Below are 20,874 nucleotides of genomic sequence, written 5' to 3' on the forward strand. Positions count from 1 at the left end.
AATTGCTGAATACGTGTTCTATGAAATCGGTTATTCGACCGGCACGATCGATCCGCCCGCGGACCAATACACCGTCATCGGCGCCTTGATCCATTCGCCGCGTCGATCGAAGCGCACTTGCCCGAACAGGGTGTTGAAGGTTGTCTGATGAAGCGTCTTGTCGAGCGTTTCTGGCGATAGCGATTGCGCGGTCGCGATCGCCTCGCCCATCATCATCGTGGCGGCGTAGAAGGACGGTGCCTTCTGATCAGGATCGACACCATATGCGGTTTTGAAGCGGGCTTCGAAGCGTTTGCCATCGGGTAATGCGGCAAGCGGCACACCGCCTTGTGGACAGTACATTTTCTTGTCGAGCGCACCGTCGGCAAGCTTCGGAAACTCTCCGACGCACAGTCCATCGCCACCCATCAATACCGCGTTGATTCCAAGGTCGCGCATCTGCCGGGCCAGATAGGCCGCCTGCCCGTAATAGCCGCCGTAGAAAATGGCTTGCGGTTTCTCGAGCTTCACCTTCGACAGCACCGCTTTGAAATCGACGGTGTGATCGGTAGCGTATTCGCGCGCAACAATATCGATGCCCTGCTTCTTCGCCGTACTGGCAAACACATCCGCTACACCCGCACCATAGGCGGTGCGATCGTCTATCACCGCGACGCGCTTCAGATGCAGCGTATTCGCCGCATAATCAGCCATCTTTCCGCCAAGTACATTGTCGTCAGTGGTCAGACGGAATACGTACGGATAGCCGGGAACCGTCAATGCGGGATTCGATGCTGCGGGCGTGATCATGATCACCTTCGCATCGTTGTAGATCTTCGACGCGGGAATCGTTACGCCCGAGTTCCAGTGCCCGATTACTGCTAGCACACCGTTGTCTACGAGTTTCTGCGCGACGGTCACTCCTGCCTTCGGATCCGATTGATCGTCCACGGAAATCAATTCGAACCTGAGCGGCTGGCCATTCAGCGTCATATGTTTTGCGTTGAGGTCATCGACAGCGAGTCTCGCGCCGCGCTCGTTGTCCTTGCCGCTCGCCGCCTGCGAACCTGTCAGTGGACCTGCGACACCAATCTTCACCACCGTGTCGGCATGAACCGTCGCGGATGCCAACGCAACGCTCAGGCCTGCCACAAGCATCTTCATTGCAGGAATACGCATGATCATGCTCCCGTCACTCGTTGATGAGATGTTCCAGCACGCTGCGCACAGGTTCGAGCGTCGCGAACTCGTAATCCGGGCGTGCCTGGAAATCACCCAGTTTCTCGGCACCACGGTTGATCCACGCCACCTTGATACCGAGCGGCTTGGCACCGTCGATATCGGCCCACGTGCCGATCGAACAATGGAAGATTTCGTCGGCTCGCATCCCAAGCGTGGCAAGCCCGGTTTTGAAGATCGTTTCCGATGGTTTGTATGCGCGGGCCATTTCCGCCGTCGTCACTTTCGGGAAGTACTCAACCAGACGGCTTCGACGCCACAGATCCGTGTCCATGTTGGTAATCGGCATGAGCACGAACCTGTCGCGTGCCCAGTCGAGGAACGCGACGGCGTCGTCAAAAGGCGGCGATGATTCAACCAGATGTGTCAGCAGCAACTCAGTCAACGCGGCCATGTCCTGACCCGTGGTGCTGCCTTCATGTAGCGCCTCCAGACAATCCGTGAGCGCCTGTTGCGCGACATCGCGATAACGCCGGTACGCGTTGCTTCTGTAGCCCTGCACCGTGCGCCTGTCCCAGTCGGCATAGACATCGGCTGCTGTTTGCGTCGTCGTGAGCGCGAGACGCTGCAATACGCTTTCAATACCGCGAATACCGCCCGACGTCACATCGACGAGCGTGCCAAAGTAGTCGAACGTTAGTGCTTTGGGTTTCATAGGTTTCATCCATCATGTAGTAGTGCTAATTCAACAGAATATTGACCGACTTCGAGGCTGCCCTTCGACTCCAGCAGCCATGTCGACGCGAGCGACACAGGATCCCTTCTCGTCACGCACGAACCAAGCTAAAACCGTCGCGGATCCTCAGCGACGCTCTCGAAGTGAATTTAATGTACGCTGTACAATTAAATTGTGCAAGCGAGCCGATTTGCGGGTTTTCCCGGACGTCTCGCGCGATCGCAGTGTTTGAAGTAGAGTGACGCTCGTTCGAATTCACTGGCGAGAACTCACGTTGAGCAGAAAGGAAGAGTCAGCGGCGGCGACCGCGCCCGAGAAGAAGCGACGTGGCCGGGCCCCGAAGGATCAGGGACTATCGCGGGAACGTATCGTGGAAGCGGCCCTCGCATTGATCGATGCGAAAGGCTATGCATCGTTCAGCCTGCGCGATGTCGCGAGAGAGCTGGGTGTGTATCCGACGGCTATCTATTGGCACGTGCCGAGCCGCGACGAGTTACTCGTCGAAGTGATCGCGGTGGCATTGGGTGACCTTGTTCCGCCAGCACTGCCGGCCACGCGCTGGCGCGACTGGTTGAAGGAACTGTTCAATCGTTATCGCGACGCCGTGGCGCGGCATCCGAACATCGCACCGTTACTGGGTTCGCAGATCATTTCGAATGCCAGTATGAATCCCGTGATGGTCGAGGCTGTTCTCCAGACCTTGCTTTCCGCGGGCTTCAGGCCCGAAGATCTGATTCACGTGTACAACACGGTGATTACCGCGATGGTCGGCTTCGTGACGCTGGAATTCGCAAGCCACGGTGCTGACGAACGTGACGCATGGGAAGGCAGATTGCGCACGCGATTCGAAGAACTCGACCCTTCGGCCTTTCCCGTTCTGACGTCGAATGTCAAACGGCTTTCGAATCAGGCATTCATCGTACGCTGGAAGGGTGGTACCAATTCGTCGCTGAAACAGAGCCACGAGCGGTACATCGATGTCGTACTGGATGGGCTTCAGCGGCAATTACCAGGCGCCGCTTCTTAAGCGGCGACGCTTTCGCAGAGCAGAATCACTCCATATGCTCGATGCCGGTCCCGACGGCATCGCTGACGCGGGTCGCCCTCGACGTAACGCATCGCAGCAAATGTGTGTCCAATCAATCGCTTGCCAGTGTCGGCTCGCGGATTGTCCACAGGCTCATCCACTTTTTCTGTGGACAACTTCTATCGAAGGCCTCCGAACCAGGCGGATCTCGCACGAGAGCCGCTGCTGCCCGTGCCTTAGATGTGTTGGCTAGCGCCCTTATTTTCGTGCGATCGATCGGTATCGTTGGCTGTGCGCCGGCGGCACGCTTCGAACGACGTCTGCCACTTGCAATCCGCGCCAAACCTGTATAAATTCACAGTACTGTATATTGATACAGTATTTCCGGGGAGGTGATCATGGAGCACCTGGTCAGGGTCTACAACGAGAAGGATCGGCAGACGCTTGAGTGGCTTCGCAGACACGTTGGCGATGCGGCGATCGCCAGCGCCGTCAGTCGATATGCGGGGTCGGGCAAACCTTACCTCTCGGCTGTGTGCAGAATCCTGGGCGTCAGAGCGCCGGAATTTTCGACGCCACACAGGACTGCATCGAGTCAGATCGCCGAACACTCCCTGACGACAATCCGCAGCATTCTTGCAGCCCGAACGGTGTCACCAAGAGCGTTAGCCAGCTGGTAGGCGCTTCAGCGCTCCCTTGCTGGCGTCTCCATTCGAGCGGCTTCGCCGGAGGCTAGAGCCGAGCGAGGAAATCTCGAATCAACGGGATCATCTCGTCGGCCTTATCCTCGAGCGCGAAATGTCCCGTGTCGATAAGATGAAACTCGACATCCGGCAGGTCGCGCTTATAAGGGTGTGCCCCGTCTGCGGGAAAGATGAAATCATTCTTTCCCCACACGATCAGCATCGGCGGTCGATGCTCCCTGAAGTAAGCCTGAACCGTCGGATAGAGAGGCAGGTTGGTTCGATAATCAAATAACAGATCCAGCTGAATCTCATTGTTGCCCGGCCGGTCCAGCAAAGCCTGGTCATGAATCCAGTTGTCCGGCGCCACACGCGTGCGGTCGCTTACGCCGTCGGTGTACTGGAAAATGGTCGTCTCCAGCGTGAGTAGCGTTTGCAAAGCCTGTCGGCTCGCGCTCGATTCATCATTCCAGTATTGCTTGATAGGGTTCCAGAATTCCTTCAGTCCTTCGTCATAGGCATTGCCGTTCTGCACGACAAAGCCCGTGATCCGTTCCGGATGCTTCAATGCGATGCGCCATCCAACAGGTGCACCGTAATCCATCACATACAGCGCGTATCGGGTCGCACCCAATTGATCGAGAAGGCCATCCACTAGCGACGCAATCCGGTCGAACGTGTAGGCAAAGTCGGACCGGGAAGGCATATCGCTTTGGCCGTATCCCGGATAGTCCGGTGCGATGACCCGATAACGGTCGGCGAGTGCCGGAATGAGATTCCGGAACATATGCGATGAAGTGGGAAAGCCATGTAACAGCACAATGGTGTCGCCGTCGGCGGGCCCCGCTTCACGATAAAAGAGTTTGATGTCATCGACTACTGCAAAACGGTGATGGGTGACTGGAATAGCGACTTCCGATGTCGGATTAGTCATTCAAGCTCTCCTTTGACGATGCATTCCGTGAATGGATCTCTCTATCAAGCTAGTCCGCCGACAGTACCGGCGACGCGACGCCATTACTCCGACGTCGCTTACCCGGCGCATAGACGGGAAAACGCATGCATAAGCGCGATACCTTGTCGCGGACAGCATCCACAACCGCCGCGTTATCGATGTCGTCGAGAACATCGCACATCCAGCTAGCAAGTTCTCCAGACTCCAGTTCGGTGAATCCTCGTGTTGTAATCGCCGACGTGCCAATCCGGATGCCGCTCGTCACGAATGGAGACTGTGGATCGTTGGGAACTGCATTCTTGTTCACCGTGATGTGCGCGACGCCCAGCGCTGCATCCGCTGCCTTTCCCGTCAATCCTTTTGAAATAAGGCTAACGAGAAAGAGATGGTTGTCTGTTCCGCCCGAAACCACCTGATACCCCCGCCTTTCGAAGACCAGCGCCATTGCGCGCGCGTTTCTCAGTACCTGCTGCTGGTATTCGGTGAATTGCGGCTGGAGTGCTTCAAGAAGCGCCACAGCCTTGCCGGCAATAACGTGCATCAACGGACCGCCTTGCGTGCCCGGAAAAACAGCCGATGCGATCTTCTTCTCGATCTCCGGATTGGCGCGTCCCATGATGATGCCGCCGCGTGGACCGCGCAGTGTTTTGTGTGTCGTCGTCGTGACAACGTCCGCAAAAGCAATAGGGTTCGGATAGTGTCCCGTCGCGACTAACCCTGCGACATGTGCCATATCGACCAACAGATATGCGCCCACCTTGTCCGCGATCGACCTGAACCGTTTGAAATCCAGGAACCTGGAGTAGGCGGAAAATCCGGCTACCAGAACCTTAGGTTTGTGTTCAAGCGCCAGCCGTTCCACACTGTCATAGTCGATCAATCCTTCCGCGTCGACTCCGTACTGGACGGCCGAGTACAGCTTGCCGGAAGAACTGACTTTCGCGCCGTGCGTCAGATGCCCACCATCTTTGAGGCTCATGCCCAAAATCGGATCGCCAGGCTGAAGGAGCGCGAGGTAGACGGCTTCGTTCGCCTGCGATCCTGAATGCGGCTGAACATTCGCCCAATCGGCGCCGAAAAGCCGCCTGGTGCGGTCGATTGCGAGTTGTTCGATCAGGTCCGCGTTCTCGCACCCGCCGTAATAGCGCTTTCCCGGATAGCCCTCAGCATATTTGTTGGTAAGCACGGACGCCTGTGCTTCCATCACTCTGGGACTCGCATAGTTTTCGGACGCAATCAGTTCGATGTGCTCTTCCTGACGCTTCTGCTCGGCCCTGATAGCGGCAAAGAGTTCCTTGTCGAACCCTTCAATCTGCATGTCTGTTGTGAACACTTCAGTGGCCTCCCTGACGGTAATGTGCTGAGAGCCAAGCGCAATGCAATCCACAGGCTGACAATAAGCATTCATTCATGCACTGTCTTCCGGAATCACACTGGAAATATCACGTGAACACGCTGCACGGATAGCGAAATGCAGCGTGTGCTTAGATTCAAACTGGTCGTCTGCCATTCCGTCAAACAGATAAACCTCTTTGGGATCAGAACAAACCATGAGCCATCTTTCTCCGCCGGTAGAGGCAATCGATCGAACCCAGGGCAACGCCTACGCGCCCGTGACGCTAGTCGAATACGGCGATTTTCAATGCCCGTATTGCGGATCGATGTATGGCGTCATCAAGGCGGTTCAGAAATCGATGCAAGCGGATCTGCGTTTTGTATTCCGTCAATTCCCGTTGACGAATCTGCACGCACACGCGCTTCATGCAGCCGAATTCGCGGAGGCCGCTGATAGCGAGGGAAAGTTCTGGGAAGCGCACGACACGTTGTTCGAAAATCAGACTGCACTGGACGACAGTGCGTTGGCGCAATACGCGTCGCAAATCGCGATTCCGCTTCAACGTGTGCGCGCAGCGTTTAACGGCGATGACGACGAGCGGATCAAGCGCGACTTCAACAGTGGCCTCGAGAGTGGCGTGCAAGGCACGCCCACGCTCTTCATCAATGGGCGGCGTTATGAGGGAGAGCATGACGCGGAAAACCTGCTTGCCGCATTGCTCGTTGCGGCCCGGCGCGTGTAGGTACGGAAGACGGCGTCATTCCGCTAGTTCTCGTGCGATGTTCCCGCGCCGTAGCGCGCGGCCTTCCACTCCTGATAGCGATGCTTCGTCTGCGGTTTGACGAACAGGATGACCACTTCCGGGTGCGCCGAACGGATACGCGCTTCGATCTCCACCACACATCGTTCGAGTTGCGGTGTCCGCATCTCATCATCAAACTCGACGCTCAGCGCAACCAGAACCTGGTCCGGTGAAAGATGCACCGTAAAAACCCCATTGGCGCTCGCGACGCCTGGTTCGGCAACCGTCAGGTTCAGTATCGACGTCACGAGCGCGGGCGATGCGCCCTCGCCAATCAACAGACTTTTGCTCTCGTTCGCAATGATCGCCGCTACCGTTGCCAGCACCAGTCCGATCACGATGGATGCAACGCCATCCATCACATAGAGGTGGAACGTCTGCGACAGAAAAATTCCTGTGGCAGCCACGACGATGCTGATCAACGCGGCGCTGTCTTCGAGCAGGACCATGAAGGACGGCGGATCTTTGCTCTTGTGAATCGCTTCCCAGTAGCCATGTTTGCCACGCGTGTCCCGCAGCCGCCGGAAAGCGGTGAACCACGACACACCCTCGAATACGAACGAAAATGCCAGCACGAGGTAACTGACGAACGCGTATTCGATTGGCTTTGGCGACAAGACGTGCTGCGTGCCCTGATAAAGCGACACACCGGCGCCAAAGCCGAACAGCATCAGCGAAACAATGAAACTCCAGAAGTAAAGTTCGCGCCCATAGCCGAGTGGATGAATCGTGTCAGGACGCCGCTCCGATTCGCTATAGCCGTAGAGAAGCAGCGCTTCATTGGCTGAATCGACGATCGAGTGCACCGCCTCGCTCAGCATGGCGGCGCTGCCCGTCACGACTGCCGCTGCGATCTTCGTGCAGACGATCAGAATGTCGCCGATCAGCGCGATGTAGACGACCTTCCTGGAAGTGCTTCGCTGCGTCGCCATAGCCGTGGATGACCTGTAGTGTCTGTTCCGTCAGTAGACTCCGTTTGATTGTAGATGGTCTTTCAGGAACGACGCACGGAGGATGACGAGCGCGTCGTGCACCTGTTGCCCATCCGCAAAAATCGACTGATAGCCACATGCGCGCACGGCAATGCCTCAGGTGCGGAGAAACTCCAGCAGGTCCGCATTGACCTTGTCCGCAGCCGTCGTACACATGCCATGAGGCGCGCCCGGATACACTTTTAGCGTCGAGTTCTTGATGATCTTTGCCGACATCTTGCCCGAAATGTCGACGGGTACGAGTTGATCGTCATCGCCATGAAGAATCAGCGTTGGCACAGTGATCTTCTTCAGATCTTCCGTATAGTCGACCTCGAACTGCTTGACGCATTGATACTGCGCCAGAATCGAGCCGGCCATGCCCTCGCGCCAGAACTCCTCGATCGTGCCTTGTTCGATCTTTGCGTTCGGCCGATTGAACCCGTAGAACGCCATTGCGAGGTTCTTGTAGAACACGGAGCGGTTGTTCGCGAGATTGGAGCGAATCCCATCGAATGCGGATTCAGGCAGACCGTCTGGATTGCTCGCCGTCTTGAGCATGAGCGGTACAACGGCGCTGATCAACACGGCCTTCGCAACGCGCGACGTCCCATGTCGGCCCATATAGCGAGCAATTTCACCGCCACCCATGGAATGACCAACAAGCGTCATTTCCGTCAGATCGAGTGCGTTGATCACCGCGGCGAGATCGTCGGCATAGGTGTCCACATCGTTACCCGACGATGACTGACCTGAGCGCCCATGACCACGACGATCATGCGCAATCACGCGATAGCCGTTCTGTACGAGAAACAGCATCTGGGAATCCCACGCATCCGCATCGAGCGGCCATCCATGTGACAGCACCACGGGCTTGCCGCTACCCCAGTCCTTGAAGAAGATCCTCGTTCCGTCTTTTGCAATGACCGAGTCTGCCGTGAAGCGTTCGCCCGATGCATTCCGGGAAGTGGATGCCATGCGCTTGCGTCCTGTGGTGACGGTGGCCTCAGCCATCGCCATAGCAGGTGCTGCTATGGCAGCCATTGCGGCACCCGTGCCTACTGCGAGTACATACCGGCGATTCGATGAAAGGTTTCCAGAAAGAGTAGCCACGATTTCCCCTTGTTTTGCAGCGCCAAAAGTAGGGAACATGCTAGCGTGGACAACTCCTTTGTTCTTTCTCCAACGCACGGGTTTTAGTTGCTGAATAGGGGCGTTTAATTCTGCGTTAATCAGCAGATAAGAACCGACAGTAAGACAAGCGTTAAAGCGTTTTATCGAAACGTAAGTAATGGGTTTAGTGGCATACAAACGTGTTATCGGGTTTTCAATAATACGAGCAACTCGCGTGCGGCTAGCAGATCAGGTGTGTCGAAACCTTCGGTGAACCTGCCATAGACGGCCGCTAGCAGCGCTTCCGCACGGTCCGTTTCCCCAACTCCATCGAGAAGGCGAGCGAGACTCGTCGCCGCGCGCAACTCCCATGACAACGCGTCCTGCTCGCGAGCCAGTTGCATCGCACGCAGATAATGAGCTTCGGACGCCTCCAGCTGTCCCGACGCATCGATGGCCTGCAGAATGTCTCCCTTGATGCGCAACAGTTCCGGCATGCACCAGCGCTCTTCGTGCGCATCCGACCACTCCAACGCTTCATCGATCGTCGCATGAGCTTCCGCGTGACGGTCGAACGAGAGTAGTCCCTGAGCAAACATCCCCATGTACATCGGATAACGGATGATGAAGTGCTCCATTCTGTGCTGATCCAGCGCGTCGGACATGATCAGCAAGCCGGATGGATCCTTGCGCCGGATCAGCAATGCACCCTGCAGACAGCGCGCCATCGGGTCATAGATAACGAGACCGCGCCGCGCCAGGTGTGCTTGCAGTACTTCGAGCGCTTCTTCGGCTGCACGAAGATCTCCGAGATAAAAAGCCAATGGGACCGATGCAAGCACCAGCACGTAACCCAAGGTCAACGCGTGGCCAATGGCGTGAGCATCTTCTCTCGCATTCTGCGCGGTTCGAAGCGCATGCTCCGGGAATCCCTGAAGCCACAGCACGTTGGTCAGAATCGTACGCGCGGCGTTTCGCCAATCGACATGGAAATGCGAGAGTTGCGAACGCTGACGGGCCGCCACATCCCTCGCCAGCATGCGTTCGAGGCACGCTCTCGCCTCCACCTGCTTGCCAATGCGATGCAGCGTATAAGCGGCCAGGCGGTCGCCATCGGAAATCGCGACTGCATTGCCAATCGAATTGGCCACTAGCCTGAACTTCTGCAGAAACTCATCGATGACGGGCAGCTTTCCTGTATAAACCAGCCCGCAGCACGCGACGAACAACGCGCGCAAGTAGTACTCCTTGTCGCCGAGTTGTTCGGCGATATCGAGTGCGCATCTCCACGCGCTCTCGACCGTCGGCACCATGCCACATGTATAGAGCGTCGATGCGGCTAGCGCTTCATACAGTTTCATGCGTTGACGGTCTTGCTCGGGCGAACCGGCATCTGCTCTACCGAGCGCCTGTTCAACGCGATTCCGGCACTCTTCGAGCGAAGACAAATGGAGCCATGCGGGTATGGCAGACACCGTTAGCGCCACAGCAAGCGCCACGTCACCCTCCGCCGAGAAAGCCCAGTTCAGTGCCATGCGCACATCGTCGATCGCGCGCACGTGGTTCTCCAGCCATGCCGCGTCAGGTGGCTCGTTCCATCGATCCTCTGCCTGCGTGTACATGCCGTAAAAATGCGCGGCATGACGACGCGCCAGCATCGCGGTTTCCCCCGCCTCAGCAAGCTTGCGTCGCGCGTAGTCGCGAGTCGTATCCAGCAGGCGATAGCGCGTGATCTCGCCACAGACTTCGACCGAGACCATCGACATCGCGACCAGCTTCGCCACGGCGTCGACCACGAGTGACACGGGCGCATGATCGTCGACCACGACTTCGAGGACAGAGTCGAGCACGAACACACCCGCGAATATGCCAAGACGGCGTAGCGCAACCCGCTCGACCTCTGCCAGCAACTGATGGCTCCAGTCCAGCAACACCGACAGCGTCCGGTAGTGATTCGGCGTCACACGGCGCCCCGGTCCCAACGCGTGAATCCGACTGTCCAGCAGGCTCTGCAACTCACGAATGCCACATGTATCCACGCGTGTAGCAACGAGTTCGATCGCCAGCGCGATGCCGGCCACGCTATGACAGATGTCCGCTATCACAGCGGCGTTTTCGTCAGTCAGCTCGAAAGCCGAGCAGGTCGCGCTGGCTCGCTCCACGAACAGCGCGATGGCGGGATACTGCAACGCCTGTTCCGCCGTCAGATTTGCCGATTTCATCGCACTGTCGAGTGGCTGCAGTCGGTAAAGCTGCTCACCTTCTGTTTGCAGCGGCTTTCGATTGGTAGCCAGCACCTGCATCTGCGGGCTTATCGACAGTATGAGTTGCGCGGCTGCGGCGGCACCTTTTCTGACGTGATCGCAGTTATCCAGCACAACCAGTTGCGGCCGGTTCCGAAAGCGGAAATAGGTCGCCAGCGCGGACGCAATGTGGTGTTGCGCGGCAAGCCCGACCGCATTCGCAATGGCTTGCGGGACGACATCGGCATTGGAAAGCGTGGACAGATCGACGAACCAGACATCGTGCCGCGCAGCTTCCACAACGGCTCGCGCCACATCGCGCGCGACGGTAGTCTTGCCAATCCCGCCGGGGCCCGTCACCGTCAGCATTCGCACGCGCAGCATCTGCTCCATCAACGCACGCGTGGTTGCGGACCGGCCGACAGGACGCGCCAGCGCAGCGGAAATGTTATGCGCCACGTGTACCGAATGTTCCGGCGATGTCGCACCTGTCTGAAGCGGCTGGCGTTCTACAGGCGCCACGAACTGATAGACTCGGCCCGCAACAGTGGCGATATAGCGCTGACCTTGCTGCCCCTCTTCCAGCACGCTTCTCAAGGTCGCTATCTGCACTTTCAGGTTGGCCTCATCGACAGGCGTTTCTGGCCACGCGCGGCGCATCAGTTCCTGCCACGTCAGCGTCTCACCCGCCCTTTCGACGAGCGCAGTCAATATCTCGAAGGTCCGGCTGCCCAAAGGGACGCGGACGTCACCGCTGAGCAGCAGATGCTGCGCCGGCACGAGACGAAATGGACCAAACAGGAAAACCGCATACGAGGCATCCGGCCGATGGGTCACGTCAATTTACCGAGGGGTTTGAAAACGGGTTACAGGGTAACTCGCCGTAAATGTCGCGCGGATGGGGTGATCGGGATCGTCAACGATCGACTTGCGCCCGTTTCTGTTCGACCGGTCCGGTCGCTATCGTATCGGGCACGCCCTGCGTCATTGCCCCCGGGTGCGCGCGTATGGGTGTGTTCTTGAGTAAAGACTAACAAAGACTCTCGAAAGAATCCCGTTAATTGCGGATGCGTTTAAATGGACGCATCCACACCGAAACTTTAACGACGATTTACTTGACCGGACTGGCTGGGTCTATGTCTGGTATCGGGAAAGAGACGGCCTATGCCGTCGCATCCTGCAGCAACTCGTCGACGAGCCGCCGGCCAGCGGCGAAGCCGCTCAGGATTGCGTCTGCCAGCGTTTCAAGCCGTTGATTGCCGGTTTCGCCCAGACGGAGAGGAGGAAGAACCGGGATACTTTCGCCAATGCGGAGTATTTTCACCACGCTGACGAAGCACACGTCCGGCGACACAACACCCTTATCAACGGGCTCGGTGCACGCTTCGATGCAAATCCTGATGTAGTACCCTTTGTAAGGATAGGCGCGTTCCATATCAGGTTCTCCTGCATGACTTTTCAGACGCGCTGAAGCGCGTCGCGTATCAGCACCGTGCCACCCGCAAATCCGATGATCCTGTTCGTCAGCTTTGCCTCGAGCGCCGCGAGCAAAACAATCGCGACATCTTCCCGCGTCACTGGGGCCAGCGCCGAGCCAGCATGCGAAACGATTTCGATCGTTCCTGCCGCGGGATCGGTTGTGAGCGCGCCTGGACGCAAGATGAGGTAATCGACGCCGCTCGCTACCACGTAATCGTCGGATTCGCGTTTCATCTCCGAGTAATGCCGCAGCGCTTGCGGCGATTGCTCCGGGTCATACGCGAGTAACGCGCTGATCACGACAAGAAGCTTCGTACCGTGTTGCTTCGCATAGTCTGCGGATTTCATCACCGCGTCGCGGTCGATCAGACGTTCCTGCTCCGCGCCTTCCGTCTCCGCGGAGCCGGCGGCGTAGATCACCGTGTCCGCGCCGCCGAATGCTTGCGAAAAGTCAGCCGAAAGGTCCGCAATAACAGTCTGACCACCCAGACGTTCAAATTCCGCACGCTTCGCCGCGTTGCGGATCATCGCGCGGAAAGGGATCACCGCATCGTGCAATTTTTCGGCTATCAGTCGTCCGGTACGTCCGCTTGCTCCGATCAATAACGTGCTCACGAATCTCGCTCCTCGCTCAACCCGCGCTGACTACCAAAGCGCGCCGATCGCAGCTTCGGCAACCTCTATGTCCTGTTCGACGGTGCCCGAACTGGCTCCGACCGCGCCTACGATGGTGCCCTCATGGAAAACAGGAATGCCGCCGCCGAAGATCACCACGGTTCCGGAATTGCTCTGCTGAATCCCGTAGAGCGGCTTGCCCGATTGAGCGAGTGTCGCGAGTTCGGACGTCGACTTGTCGAAAATTCGAGCGGTCACGGCTTTATCAATGGCCAGATCGATGCTGCCGATCAACGCACCATCCTGACGGACAAACGCGATCAACCGTGCGCCCGAATCAACCACCGCGATGTTGTATGCAATGCCGAGGCTCCGCGCCTTTGCCTCGGCCGCCGACAACATCCGCTTTGCATCCTCCAGCGTCAGACTTTCGCAGGATCGTGGCATCTCATCCTCTGTTTGCTCATGGGTCCGGTTGCGCCGCCTCCTGGGAGACAGCCAAGGTCGAGGGCGTGAAGGCCATGAAGACGCATCGAAACAGTGCCGCAACAAACGTTCATGACCGTTCCCTGTAGCGCAAAACTAATTCAATTACAGCGACCTTGTCGGCTCCTCGTGCGTGTACGCAAGACGTCCGATCCCGCAATCGGTGAGCAGATTTCCAAAACAACCGCTCGACGTCGCGTTTCGTGTATCTCCGCTACACTGTGCCTTCCCTCACCTGCGCACAGGTGAACCGTCATGACGTCGGTTGTCAGCATCGTGTTGTGGTCCATGCGTCACCGGATTAGCGTGATGGCGTTTTCGCTCGTCCTCTCGATACTGAGCGGCTATTACGTCGTCCATCACTTCAAGATCAACACGGACACCGACCGTCTCCTGACCGTCGACAAACGGTGGAGTGCATTGTCGAGTTCGATGGATCACGCCTTCCCGCAGCGAGGCGGATCCATTCTGGTTGTCGTCGAAGCAGATGCACCTGAATTCGCCGATACCGCCGCCACCGAGCTTGCAGACACACTGAGAAAAGACACGAAGCAGTTCGTCTCCGTCACGCTGCCGACAGGCGGATCGTTCTTCGAACACAACGGCCTGCTGTTTCTTCCCGTGCACGACGTGCAATCGACGACGACCCAACTGGTCCAGGCACGCCCGCTACTCAACGCGCTCGCTCACGATCCGAGCCTGACGGGTCTTGCCAATCTGCTCACCACTACGTTGCTGCTTCCGTTGCAACTCGGACAGGTCAAGCTGAGTGAGATGGCACCGCTTCTCGAACGCAGTGCTACGGTGCTGGATCGCGTGCAGGCCGGTCGACCCGCTGTGTTTTCGTGGCGCGCCGTGGCGGATCACACTCTGAAACTGCCGGCGCGTGCCTTTGTACTCGTCCAACCCGTGCTGGATTATGCGTCGCTCAGGGCAGGCGGCAGCGCAACGGAAGTAATACGAAGTGCGGCATCCTCGTTGAATCTCGACAGCAAGTTCGGCGCGCGTGTGCGGCTCACCGGCGAGCAACCGCTTGCCGACGACGAATTCGCGTCCGTTCAGGATGGCGCTGCATTCAATAGCATCATTACGTTCCTCGTCGTGCTTTGCATCCTCTGGGGCGCGCTCAGATCGTTCAAGCTCGTGCTGGCCGTGTTCATCACGCTGGTTGTCGGCCTGCTCGTGACAGCCGCAATCGGGCTGATGATGGTGGGTGCATTCAACATGATCTCAGTCGCGTTCATGGTTCTGTTCGTCGGCCTTGGCGTCGATTTTGGTGTGCAGTTCACAGTCAGATATCGGGAACAACGCTTCAAGGATTCGCGTCTGCTGACCGCACTGGTCAACACGGCGCAAACACTGGGAACGCGCTTGCGCCTCGCTGCGATTGCAGTAGCCGTGAGTTTCTTTTCGTTCATTCCCACTGCTTACCGCGGCGTTTCGGAACTCGGCAAGATTGCGGGCGTCGGTATGGTTGTCGCCTACCTGACGAGCGTCACGCTTCTGCCTGCGTTAATCAGAGTATTTCGTCCGCACGAAGAGAAAGTCTCGCCGGGCTTCCGGCGACTCGCGCGCGTCGATGATTTCCTCGACAGAAACCGCAATCCGGTATTGATCGTGGCAGCGTGCATCATCATCGGCGCATCGCCGCTTTTATTGCATCTGCGCTTCGATTTCAACCCGTTGCACCTGAAGGATCCGCATACGGAATCGATGGCGACGCTGCTCGCGCTGAAGGACTCGCCGGAAATGGGCGTCAACAATGTGCGCGTGATGGCAGATTCATTGAAGGACGCCGACACGATCGCCGCGCGGTTGTCGAAGCTTCCCGAGGTCGGCAGAACGGTCACGCTGACAACATTCATTCCGGGCGATCAACCGGAGAAGCTCAAATTGATCGCCAGTGCTGCGCAGGTCTTGCAGCCCATTCTCTCGCAGACGCCCTCTCCTGCCGTGACCGATTCCGTGCGGGTAGACGCCTTGAAACGGGCCGCGAACCAGTTGTCATTAGCGGCCGACGATCACCCTGGACCCGGCGCCACTGAAGCAAAACACCTTGCGCAAACGCTGACCCGACTCGCCAGCGCGTCGAGCGCAACACGCGATCGAACCGACTACGCGATGACGGCGCCTCTGAAGATTGCGCTCCATCAGTTGGCGATGCTGCTGGATCCCGCCGAGATCACCAGCACGAATTTGCCGCCCAGCATCGCAAAAGACTGGATTGCCGCTGACGGCAAGAGCATCGTGGAGATATCACCCAAGGTATTGCCAGGCGCCGATCCCAACGACGACGCGATGTTGCGACGTTTCGCCAAAGCCGTGCGAGTTGCCGAGCCCAATGCAATCGGTGGCCCGATTTCAATTCTCTATTCCGCCGACCTGGTGATCAAGGCCTTCCTCGAAGCAAGCGGCTATGCGCTGGTATCGATCGTCGTCATCCTGTGGTTCGCGCTGCGCCGCGTCGACGACATCCTTCGGACGATTGTGCCGCTGCTGGTTTCCGCCTTCCTGACTCTTGAGCTATCCGTCGCGCTGGGGCTCGAATTGAACTTCGCGAACATCATCGCGCTGCCGCTCATGCTCGGAGTTGGCGTGGCATTCAAGATCTACTACGTGATCGCGTGGCGCGGCGGCGAAACGCGGCTGCTGGAATCGAGCCTGACTTACGCGGTTGTGTTTAGCGCAGGTACCACAGGCGCCGCGTTCGGCAGCTTGTGGTTTTCGCATCACCCTGGCACGTCGAGCCTCGGCGCGCTGCTCGCACTGTCACTCGTGTCGACGCTGATTGGTGCAGTGATCTTTCAGCCTGTGCTGATGGGAAGACCGCGTGTCACGCAGCTGAAATCGACAGCGCAAGCGGGCTGAAATCGTCGGGCACGGATCGTCTTTCCGCGATCCGGTCACGCCGTTTTCAGCGTGAAGCTGAACGTCGAGCCGCCGTCGTCATTGTTCACCGCCCACAAACGCCCGCCGTGCGCCTCGACGATCGAGGCGGCAATCGCGAGGCCCATGCCCATACCGTCCGCCCGCGTCGTGAAGAATGCGTCAAACAGGTGCGGCAAATGTTCGTCCGTGATGCCCGGCCCGTTGTCCTGAACGGAGAGAATCACACGGTCGGATTCGCCACGCTCCGCAGCAAGAACCAGCCCGTGTTTCTTCGATACCGTGGCCATCGCCTGCAAGGCATTCGTGATCAGATTGACGAGCACTTGCTGCAATTGAACCCGGTCGCCCGCCACCGCGGAAACGTCGCGTGCAACGTGCGTCGACACGCGACACCCGTGCATTTCGAGTTCCGGGCGCAGAAACACCAGTACTTCCTGAAGCAGACCTCTGACGTCGATCGACACCATTTCGGGTGGCGTACCTTTTATCAGCCGCCTGACTCTGCGGACGATATCGGCAGCCCGCGTCGCGTCCTCCCGCATTCTCGCGACGAGCCGTTCGACTTCTTCGATGTTCAACGGCGTGCGGTGCAGCCATCCCAGGCACGCGTCGCCATTAACCACCACGGCTGTGAGCGGCTGCCCGACTTCGTGCGCAATAGAAGCACTCAACTCGCCAAGTACGGTGATCCGGCTGGTCCTCGCCAGATCGTTCTCCAGCTGGCGCAATTTCATGCCCGTCTGTCTTGCTTCGGTAACGTCCATCACGGCACCGACGAATTGCCGCTGCCCTCCTTGCGCCGCCACCGAATGACCGACGACCCGCAGGTATTTGATCCGATTCTCGGGAAAACGCAAACGGTACTCGATATCCAGACTATCGCCGCCTGCTTCGATCTGGGCGACCATCGCATCGAAAACAGGCAGGTCGTCGGGATGGACTTGCTCACGCATGCCTGGGATGGTTGGCACAACGCTCACGTCTTGCTCGAAGATCCGGTACGCCTGCGCTGACCAGAAGACCGTACCCGTTCCGGCCGTCCATCCAAGACTTCCCGTGCGGCTTAGCCGTTGAACTTCCTCCAGAAACTGCGCCTGGCTTTTCCGGATCGTCTCTTCAGCACGCTTGCGCCCGGTGATGTCGTTGTCGGTCTCCAGTATCGCGCGTGGTTTTCGTTTATCGTCGCGCTGCAGGGTCCATCGGCTACTGACGATGATCTGCGTCCCGTCACGTCGGGTATGAACAAGCTCGCCTTCCCAATACCCGCTTTGAAACAATGTCTGCTGCAGACGATCGCGCGCTATCGGATATACGCTCTTCAGCAAGGTATCTGCCGGTTTGCCTACGGCCTCGTCACGCGGCCATCCATATAGATCTTCCGCGGACTGATTCCAGTAGCGTATGACGCCATCCGTCTCTCGCACGAATACGGCATCGTGAGTCAGATTCAGCAAACGGGCCTGCTCGCGCTGAATCTGTTCGGCGCGCCGGATCTCTCTGACCAGTGATGTAACGGCAATCGAAGTGACGAGGAATGCAACAAGCGGCAGAAGATCAGCCGTCTTCGCGATTGCAAAGCTGAAGATGGGCGGCGTAAAGCAGACGTTCAGCAGAAGCGCGCCCGCTACGGAAAAGATCGCAGAAGAGACGAAGCTATCCAGCAACGATAGCAACACAATCGCTATCAGCATGCAGAAGCCTGCGGTTGCAAGCTGCAACTGCAGACGCAGGCACACCCACGCGATCAGCCCGACGATCGCACACCCGCCAATCCAGAGTGCGATCAGATAGAACCATTGACTCCTCGCTTCGGACGAACCAAGTGTTCCCACACTTATCTCCGGGACCACGCTCTTCACAAGCACAGAACGATAATGCCACGAGTGCCTGAAGAAAGAATACTGGGTCCCGTCCCGTCCGGTTCAAGGCCGCACCAGACCACTCACGCCAACGGTGTTCGGCATGGTGTCAGGACGTTGTTCCATCTTCACCGCAACGACAAATACCTAATAACTCGAAGCATCGCTGAAGTTTTCCATCCCGCTTCCATTGCAGGTATCTGCCGTAGCAGGTCTGCATAGGCGGAAAACTCAACGGCAGGCGCTTCCAGCTTTCATTGTTCAATTCGATCCATAGAATGGCATCGAGAATCTGTCGTGGGTTTCGCCTGCGTCTGCCCGTTACCTGCTTCTCTTCGACTGTGAAAATGGGCGCTACCAGCGCCCATTCTGCATCCGTCAGCGGTATCGCCAACGACTTTCGCCTTCCTGTCATCGTCTCCCCGATTCGACCCGCACCTGCGCAGGTTTCCCTTTCCCCCGTTTTTGCGTTTTCGAACGACGCGCGGTCGAATCAAAACGCATGGGAACGTTACTGCAGCGTATTCGTACGGGTTAGTTAATCCTGGTTAATCGTGGTGAATCGCCTGAATGAATATGAAGGTGGGCTATCCGCGTTGCCATACCGCGTTTGGGGAGTAATCGGTAGAGGTTCGATCCGGAGACAGTTAGTTGCGCATTCAACCACTTGCAGACCGGATCGCTCGGGCCATTTCCAGTTTGCACGTTTTTTGAATGCGCATTGCGAAGGGCATCTTTCGAGGACTTCAATTACTTTCATCGCAACCGGATCGCGTGCAGGTCGATAAGCGAACGGTAAAGCTTTCACCCCCGATACAAACGTTTCACCCCGTGTGCGGGAACAGTCATGGATGACAGATCGAGTTCGAATCCTTCCGCCACCAGGTCGATCGTCCTGATCGCGGTCGTCGTAATCGTGGCGGTTGCAGCGTTTATCTACACGGCGGGATGGCTTTCGCCCGCACGCATCAGTCCGGCACAACTCGTCGACAGCCTCGCGCCGCCGGGCGGCCCCGCGTTGGGACTTCGACGCAATCACGCGAAAGGCATCTGCTTCACGGGCACGTTCCAGTCCAACGGCGACGCCGCAGCGCTGTCGAAAGCGCCGATGTTCGCCGCGGGCTCCTATGCCGTCACAGGTCGATTCAATCTCGGCACGGCCGACGCAAAGGCGCCCGACGGTGCCGTACCCGTACGCGGCATGGGGTTGCGCGTCGTCACGCCGGATGGCAGCGAATGGCGTTCAGCAATGATCGACGCGCCGTTTTTCGCCGTCGCCACGCCCGAGGCGTTCTACGCCCTTATGCAGGCGCTCGCGAACAGGAACGACCCGAATGCGATGAAGCAATTCATTGCCGCACACCCGGAATTCCCTGCCTTCTACACGTGGCTGACCACGACACCCAAGACCGCTTCCTATGCGCAGGAGCGCTATAACAGCCTCAACAGCTTCGTTTTCACCAACGCGGCAGGACAGGACAACGTGGTTCGATGGTCTTTGGTGCCGGAAGCAAAACCGCAAACCTTGACTGCCGATGAACTAAAACAGCGTGCGCCCGACTTTCTCGACACGGACATCACCCAGCGGGTCGCCAGCACGCCGCAGAGGTGGACGATGATCGTCACCGTGGCGAATCCCGGCGATCCCACGGCCGATCCGAGCAAGGCCTGGCCAGACGATCGTCGCCAGGTGACAGCCGGCACGCTGGTCGTGAGCGCCATACAGCCCGAGGCCGACGGGCCATGCAGAGATCTCAACTTCGATCCGACGGTGCTTCCAACGGGTATGCATGTGTCGGACGATCCGTTTCCCGCTGCGCGTTCAGCCGCATATTCCGTGTCGTTCAACCGAAGAACGGCCGAAGACAAGTTCTATCCGCACACCGCCGCGCGAGGATCAGCACAATGAGCCCCTCCGAAAACCGCTTCACGCCGCTGCAACGCGCGCTCCACTGGATCATGGCGATATGTATCGTCGCGATGCTCTTTATCGGTGTCGGCATGGTGTCTACCATTCGACCCGATTACCTGACACTCGTGTCGGTGCATAAGCCACTCGGCGTCGTGATACTCGTGCTTGCGCTTGTGCGCCTCGCCGTGAGGCTGGTGCGCGGCGCGCCGCCATTGCCGGAATCGATGCCGCAACCCATGAAACTTGCGGCGCATCTATCGCATCTCGCCTTTTACGTGCTGATGATTGCACTGCCGATTCTCGGCTGGGCCATGTTGTCCGCGGCCGATTACCCTGTTGTCGTCGCCGGTATTCGGTTACCGTCGATTGCCCCGCATAGCAACGACCTGCATACGCTGCTTTGGAACGCGCACAGGTTTCTCGCACTATGTTTCTTCGCGCTCATCGTGGTGCATGCCGCTGCAGCGCTCTTCCACGCTCTGCTGAGACGCGACGGCGTGTTTCAATCGATGGCGCCATGGAATGTCGATCAGCCGTCGCTTCCCGTCGGTAATCCGGCGGCTGTATCGCAGGAACGTAGCATCAGGCAGCAGTAGACCCGTTCTCGACA

17 protein-coding genes are annotated in these 20,874 nt (G+C 58.0%); 5 read left to right on the forward strand and 12 right to left on the reverse strand.

The annotated features are described in order from the left end of the window. Positions 1–30: 30 nt before the first annotated feature. Together G3O01_RS11985 and G3O01_RS11990 are read right to left on the reverse strand one after the other, a co-directional pair. A complete protein-coding gene (locus tag G3O01_RS11985) occupies positions 31–1,158 on the reverse strand; it encodes a branched-chain amino acid ABC transporter substrate-binding protein (RefSeq protein WP_205804841.1) in 1,128 nt (375 codons plus the stop codon). A gap of 13 nt (positions 1,159–1,171) precedes the next feature. Next, complete coding sequence (locus G3O01_RS11990; RefSeq protein WP_205804843.1) at positions 1,172–1,873, reverse strand: HAD family hydrolase; 702 nt, start codon at positions 1,871–1,873, stop codon at positions 1,172–1,174. 391 nt (positions 1,874–2,264) lie between these two features. On the opposite strand from G3O01_RS11990, the gene G3O01_RS11995 reads away from it, so the two are divergent. After that, on the forward strand, positions 2,265–2,921 hold the full coding sequence (locus G3O01_RS11995; protein ID WP_346779173.1) for a TetR/AcrR family transcriptional regulator: 657 nt from the start codon (positions 2,265–2,267) through the stop codon (positions 2,919–2,921). 732 nt (positions 2,922–3,653) lie between these two features. Here the strand turns inward: G3O01_RS11995 and G3O01_RS12000 are convergent. Both G3O01_RS12000 and glyA read right to left on the reverse strand, forming a co-directional pair. Further along, positions 3,654–4,538 (reverse strand): alpha/beta hydrolase, encoded by an 885-nt coding sequence (locus G3O01_RS12000; protein ID WP_205804846.1) that lies wholly within the window; start codon positions 4,536–4,538, stop codon positions 3,654–3,656. 49 nt (positions 4,539–4,587) lie between these two features. Then, complete coding sequence (gene glyA, locus G3O01_RS12005; protein ID WP_241023899.1) at positions 4,588–5,877, reverse strand: serine hydroxymethyltransferase; 1,290 nt, start codon at positions 5,875–5,877, stop codon at positions 4,588–4,590. A 232-nt stretch (positions 5,878–6,109) separates the two neighbouring features. Here glyA and G3O01_RS12010 point away from each other — a divergent pair, with 232 nt between their 5' ends. Continuing rightward, positions 6,110–6,637 carry a DsbA family protein gene (locus tag G3O01_RS12010; protein WP_205804847.1) on the forward strand — a complete coding sequence of 176 codons (528 nt, stop codon included), beginning with the start codon at positions 6,110–6,112 and terminating at the stop codon, positions 6,635–6,637. Positions 6,638–6,660: 23 nt separating this feature from the next. Here the strand turns inward: G3O01_RS12010 and G3O01_RS12015 are convergent, their stop codons facing one another. The 6 genes from G3O01_RS12015 to G3O01_RS12040 all read right to left on the reverse strand — a co-directional run bounded on the left by G3O01_RS12015 (position 6,661) and on the right by G3O01_RS12040 (position 13,565). Continuing rightward, positions 6,661–7,629: a cation diffusion facilitator family transporter gene (locus G3O01_RS12015; protein ID WP_205804848.1), complete on the reverse strand. Its 969-nt coding sequence runs from the start codon at positions 7,627–7,629 to the stop codon at positions 6,661–6,663. A 156-nt stretch (positions 7,630–7,785) separates the two neighbouring features. Beyond that, positions 7,786–8,646 carry an alpha/beta hydrolase gene (locus G3O01_RS12020; RefSeq protein ID WP_241023871.1) on the reverse strand — a complete coding sequence of 287 codons (861 nt, stop codon included), beginning with the start codon at positions 8,644–8,646 and terminating at the stop codon, positions 7,786–7,788. A 338-nt stretch (positions 8,647–8,984) separates the two neighbouring features. Further along, entirely contained in the window at positions 8,985–11,861 is a 2,877-nt protein-coding gene (locus G3O01_RS12025) for a winged helix-turn-helix domain-containing protein (RefSeq protein WP_205804849.1), read from the reverse strand. Positions 11,862–12,186: 325 nt separating this feature from the next. Further along, complete coding sequence (locus G3O01_RS12030; RefSeq protein ID WP_205804850.1) at positions 12,187–12,459, reverse strand: hypothetical protein; 273 nt, start codon at positions 12,457–12,459, stop codon at positions 12,187–12,189. A gap of 23 nt (positions 12,460–12,482) precedes the next feature. Then, positions 12,483–13,118: an SDR family oxidoreductase gene (locus G3O01_RS12035; protein ID WP_205804851.1), complete on the reverse strand. Its 636-nt coding sequence runs from the start codon at positions 13,116–13,118 to the stop codon at positions 12,483–12,485. A gap of 30 nt (positions 13,119–13,148) precedes the next feature. Further along, complete coding sequence (locus G3O01_RS12040) at positions 13,149–13,565, reverse strand: heme-binding protein (protein ID WP_205804852.1); 417 nt, start codon at positions 13,563–13,565, stop codon at positions 13,149–13,151. A 294-nt stretch (positions 13,566–13,859) separates the two neighbouring features. Here G3O01_RS12040 and G3O01_RS12045 point away from each other — a divergent pair, with 294 nt between their 5' ends. Further along, entirely contained in the window at positions 13,860–16,472 is a 2,613-nt protein-coding gene (locus G3O01_RS12045) for an MMPL family transporter (protein ID WP_205804853.1), read from the forward strand. Positions 16,473–16,507: 35 nt separating this feature from the next. Here G3O01_RS12045 and G3O01_RS12050 read toward each other — a convergent pair whose 3' ends face one another. Beyond that, positions 16,508–18,325, reverse strand: a complete 1,818-nt coding sequence (locus G3O01_RS12050) for an ATP-binding protein (protein ID WP_205804855.1) — start codon at positions 18,323–18,325, stop codon at positions 16,508–16,510. A gap of 136 nt (positions 18,326–18,461) precedes the next feature. Beyond that, positions 18,462–18,746, reverse strand: a complete 285-nt coding sequence (locus G3O01_RS12055; RefSeq protein WP_241023873.1) for a transposase — start codon at positions 18,744–18,746, stop codon at positions 18,462–18,464. A 453-nt stretch (positions 18,747–19,199) separates the two neighbouring features. On the opposite strand from G3O01_RS12055, the gene G3O01_RS12060 reads away from it, so the two are divergent. Together G3O01_RS12060 and G3O01_RS12065 are read left to right on the forward strand one after the other, a co-directional pair. Beyond that, positions 19,200–20,261 (forward strand): catalase family peroxidase, encoded by a 1,062-nt coding sequence (locus G3O01_RS12060; RefSeq protein WP_205804859.1) that lies wholly within the window; start codon positions 19,200–19,202, stop codon positions 20,259–20,261. Continuing rightward, positions 20,258–20,860 (forward strand): cytochrome b, encoded by a 603-nt coding sequence (locus G3O01_RS12065; RefSeq protein WP_205804861.1) that lies wholly within the window; start codon positions 20,258–20,260, stop codon positions 20,858–20,860. Before G3O01_RS12060 ends, G3O01_RS12065 begins: the two co-directional genes overlap by 4 nt. Positions 20,861–20,874 lie beyond the last annotated feature (14 nt).

It is taken from the genome of Burkholderia sp. Ac-20365 (assembly GCF_017104715.1).
GTDB lineage: Bacteria > Pseudomonadota > Gammaproteobacteria > Burkholderiales > Burkholderiaceae > Paraburkholderia.

Coding starts and splice junctions, on each gene's coding strand:
- G3O01_RS12060 (WP_205804859.1), top strand. CDS start 19,200: ATGGATGACAGATCGAGTTCGAATCCTTCCGCCACCAGGTCGATCGTC.
- G3O01_RS12045 (WP_205804853.1), top strand. CDS start 13,860: ATGACGTCGGTTGTCAGCATCGTGTTGTGGTCCATGCGTCACCGGATT.
- G3O01_RS12020 (WP_241023871.1), bottom strand. CDS start 8,646: ATGGCATCCACTTCCCGGAATGCATCGGGCGAACGCTTCACGGCAGAC.
- glyA (WP_241023899.1), bottom strand. CDS start 5,877: ATGCAGATTGAAGGGTTCGACAAGGAACTCTTTGCCGCTATCAGGGCC.
- G3O01_RS12065 (WP_205804861.1), top strand. CDS start 20,258: ATGAGCCCCTCCGAAAACCGCTTCACGCCGCTGCAACGCGCGCTCCAC.
- G3O01_RS11985 (WP_205804841.1), bottom strand. CDS start 1,158: ATGCGTATTCCTGCAATGAAGATGCTTGTGGCAGGCCTGAGCGTTGCG.
- G3O01_RS12015 (WP_205804848.1), bottom strand. CDS start 7,629: ATGGCGACGCAGCGAAGCACTTCCAGGAAGGTCGTCTACATCGCGCTG.
- G3O01_RS11990 (WP_205804843.1), bottom strand. CDS start 1,873: ATGAAACCCAAAGCACTAACGTTCGACTACTTTGGCACGCTCGTCGAT.
- G3O01_RS12040 (WP_205804852.1), bottom strand. CDS start 13,565: ATGCCACGATCCTGCGAAAGTCTGACGCTGGAGGATGCAAAGCGGATG.
- G3O01_RS12010 (WP_205804847.1), top strand. CDS start 6,110: ATGAGCCATCTTTCTCCGCCGGTAGAGGCAATCGATCGAACCCAGGGC.
- G3O01_RS12000 (WP_205804846.1), bottom strand. CDS start 4,538: ATGACTAATCCGACATCGGAAGTCGCTATTCCAGTCACCCATCACCGT.
- G3O01_RS12030 (WP_205804850.1), bottom strand. CDS start 12,459: ATGGAACGCGCCTATCCTTACAAAGGGTACTACATCAGGATTTGCATC.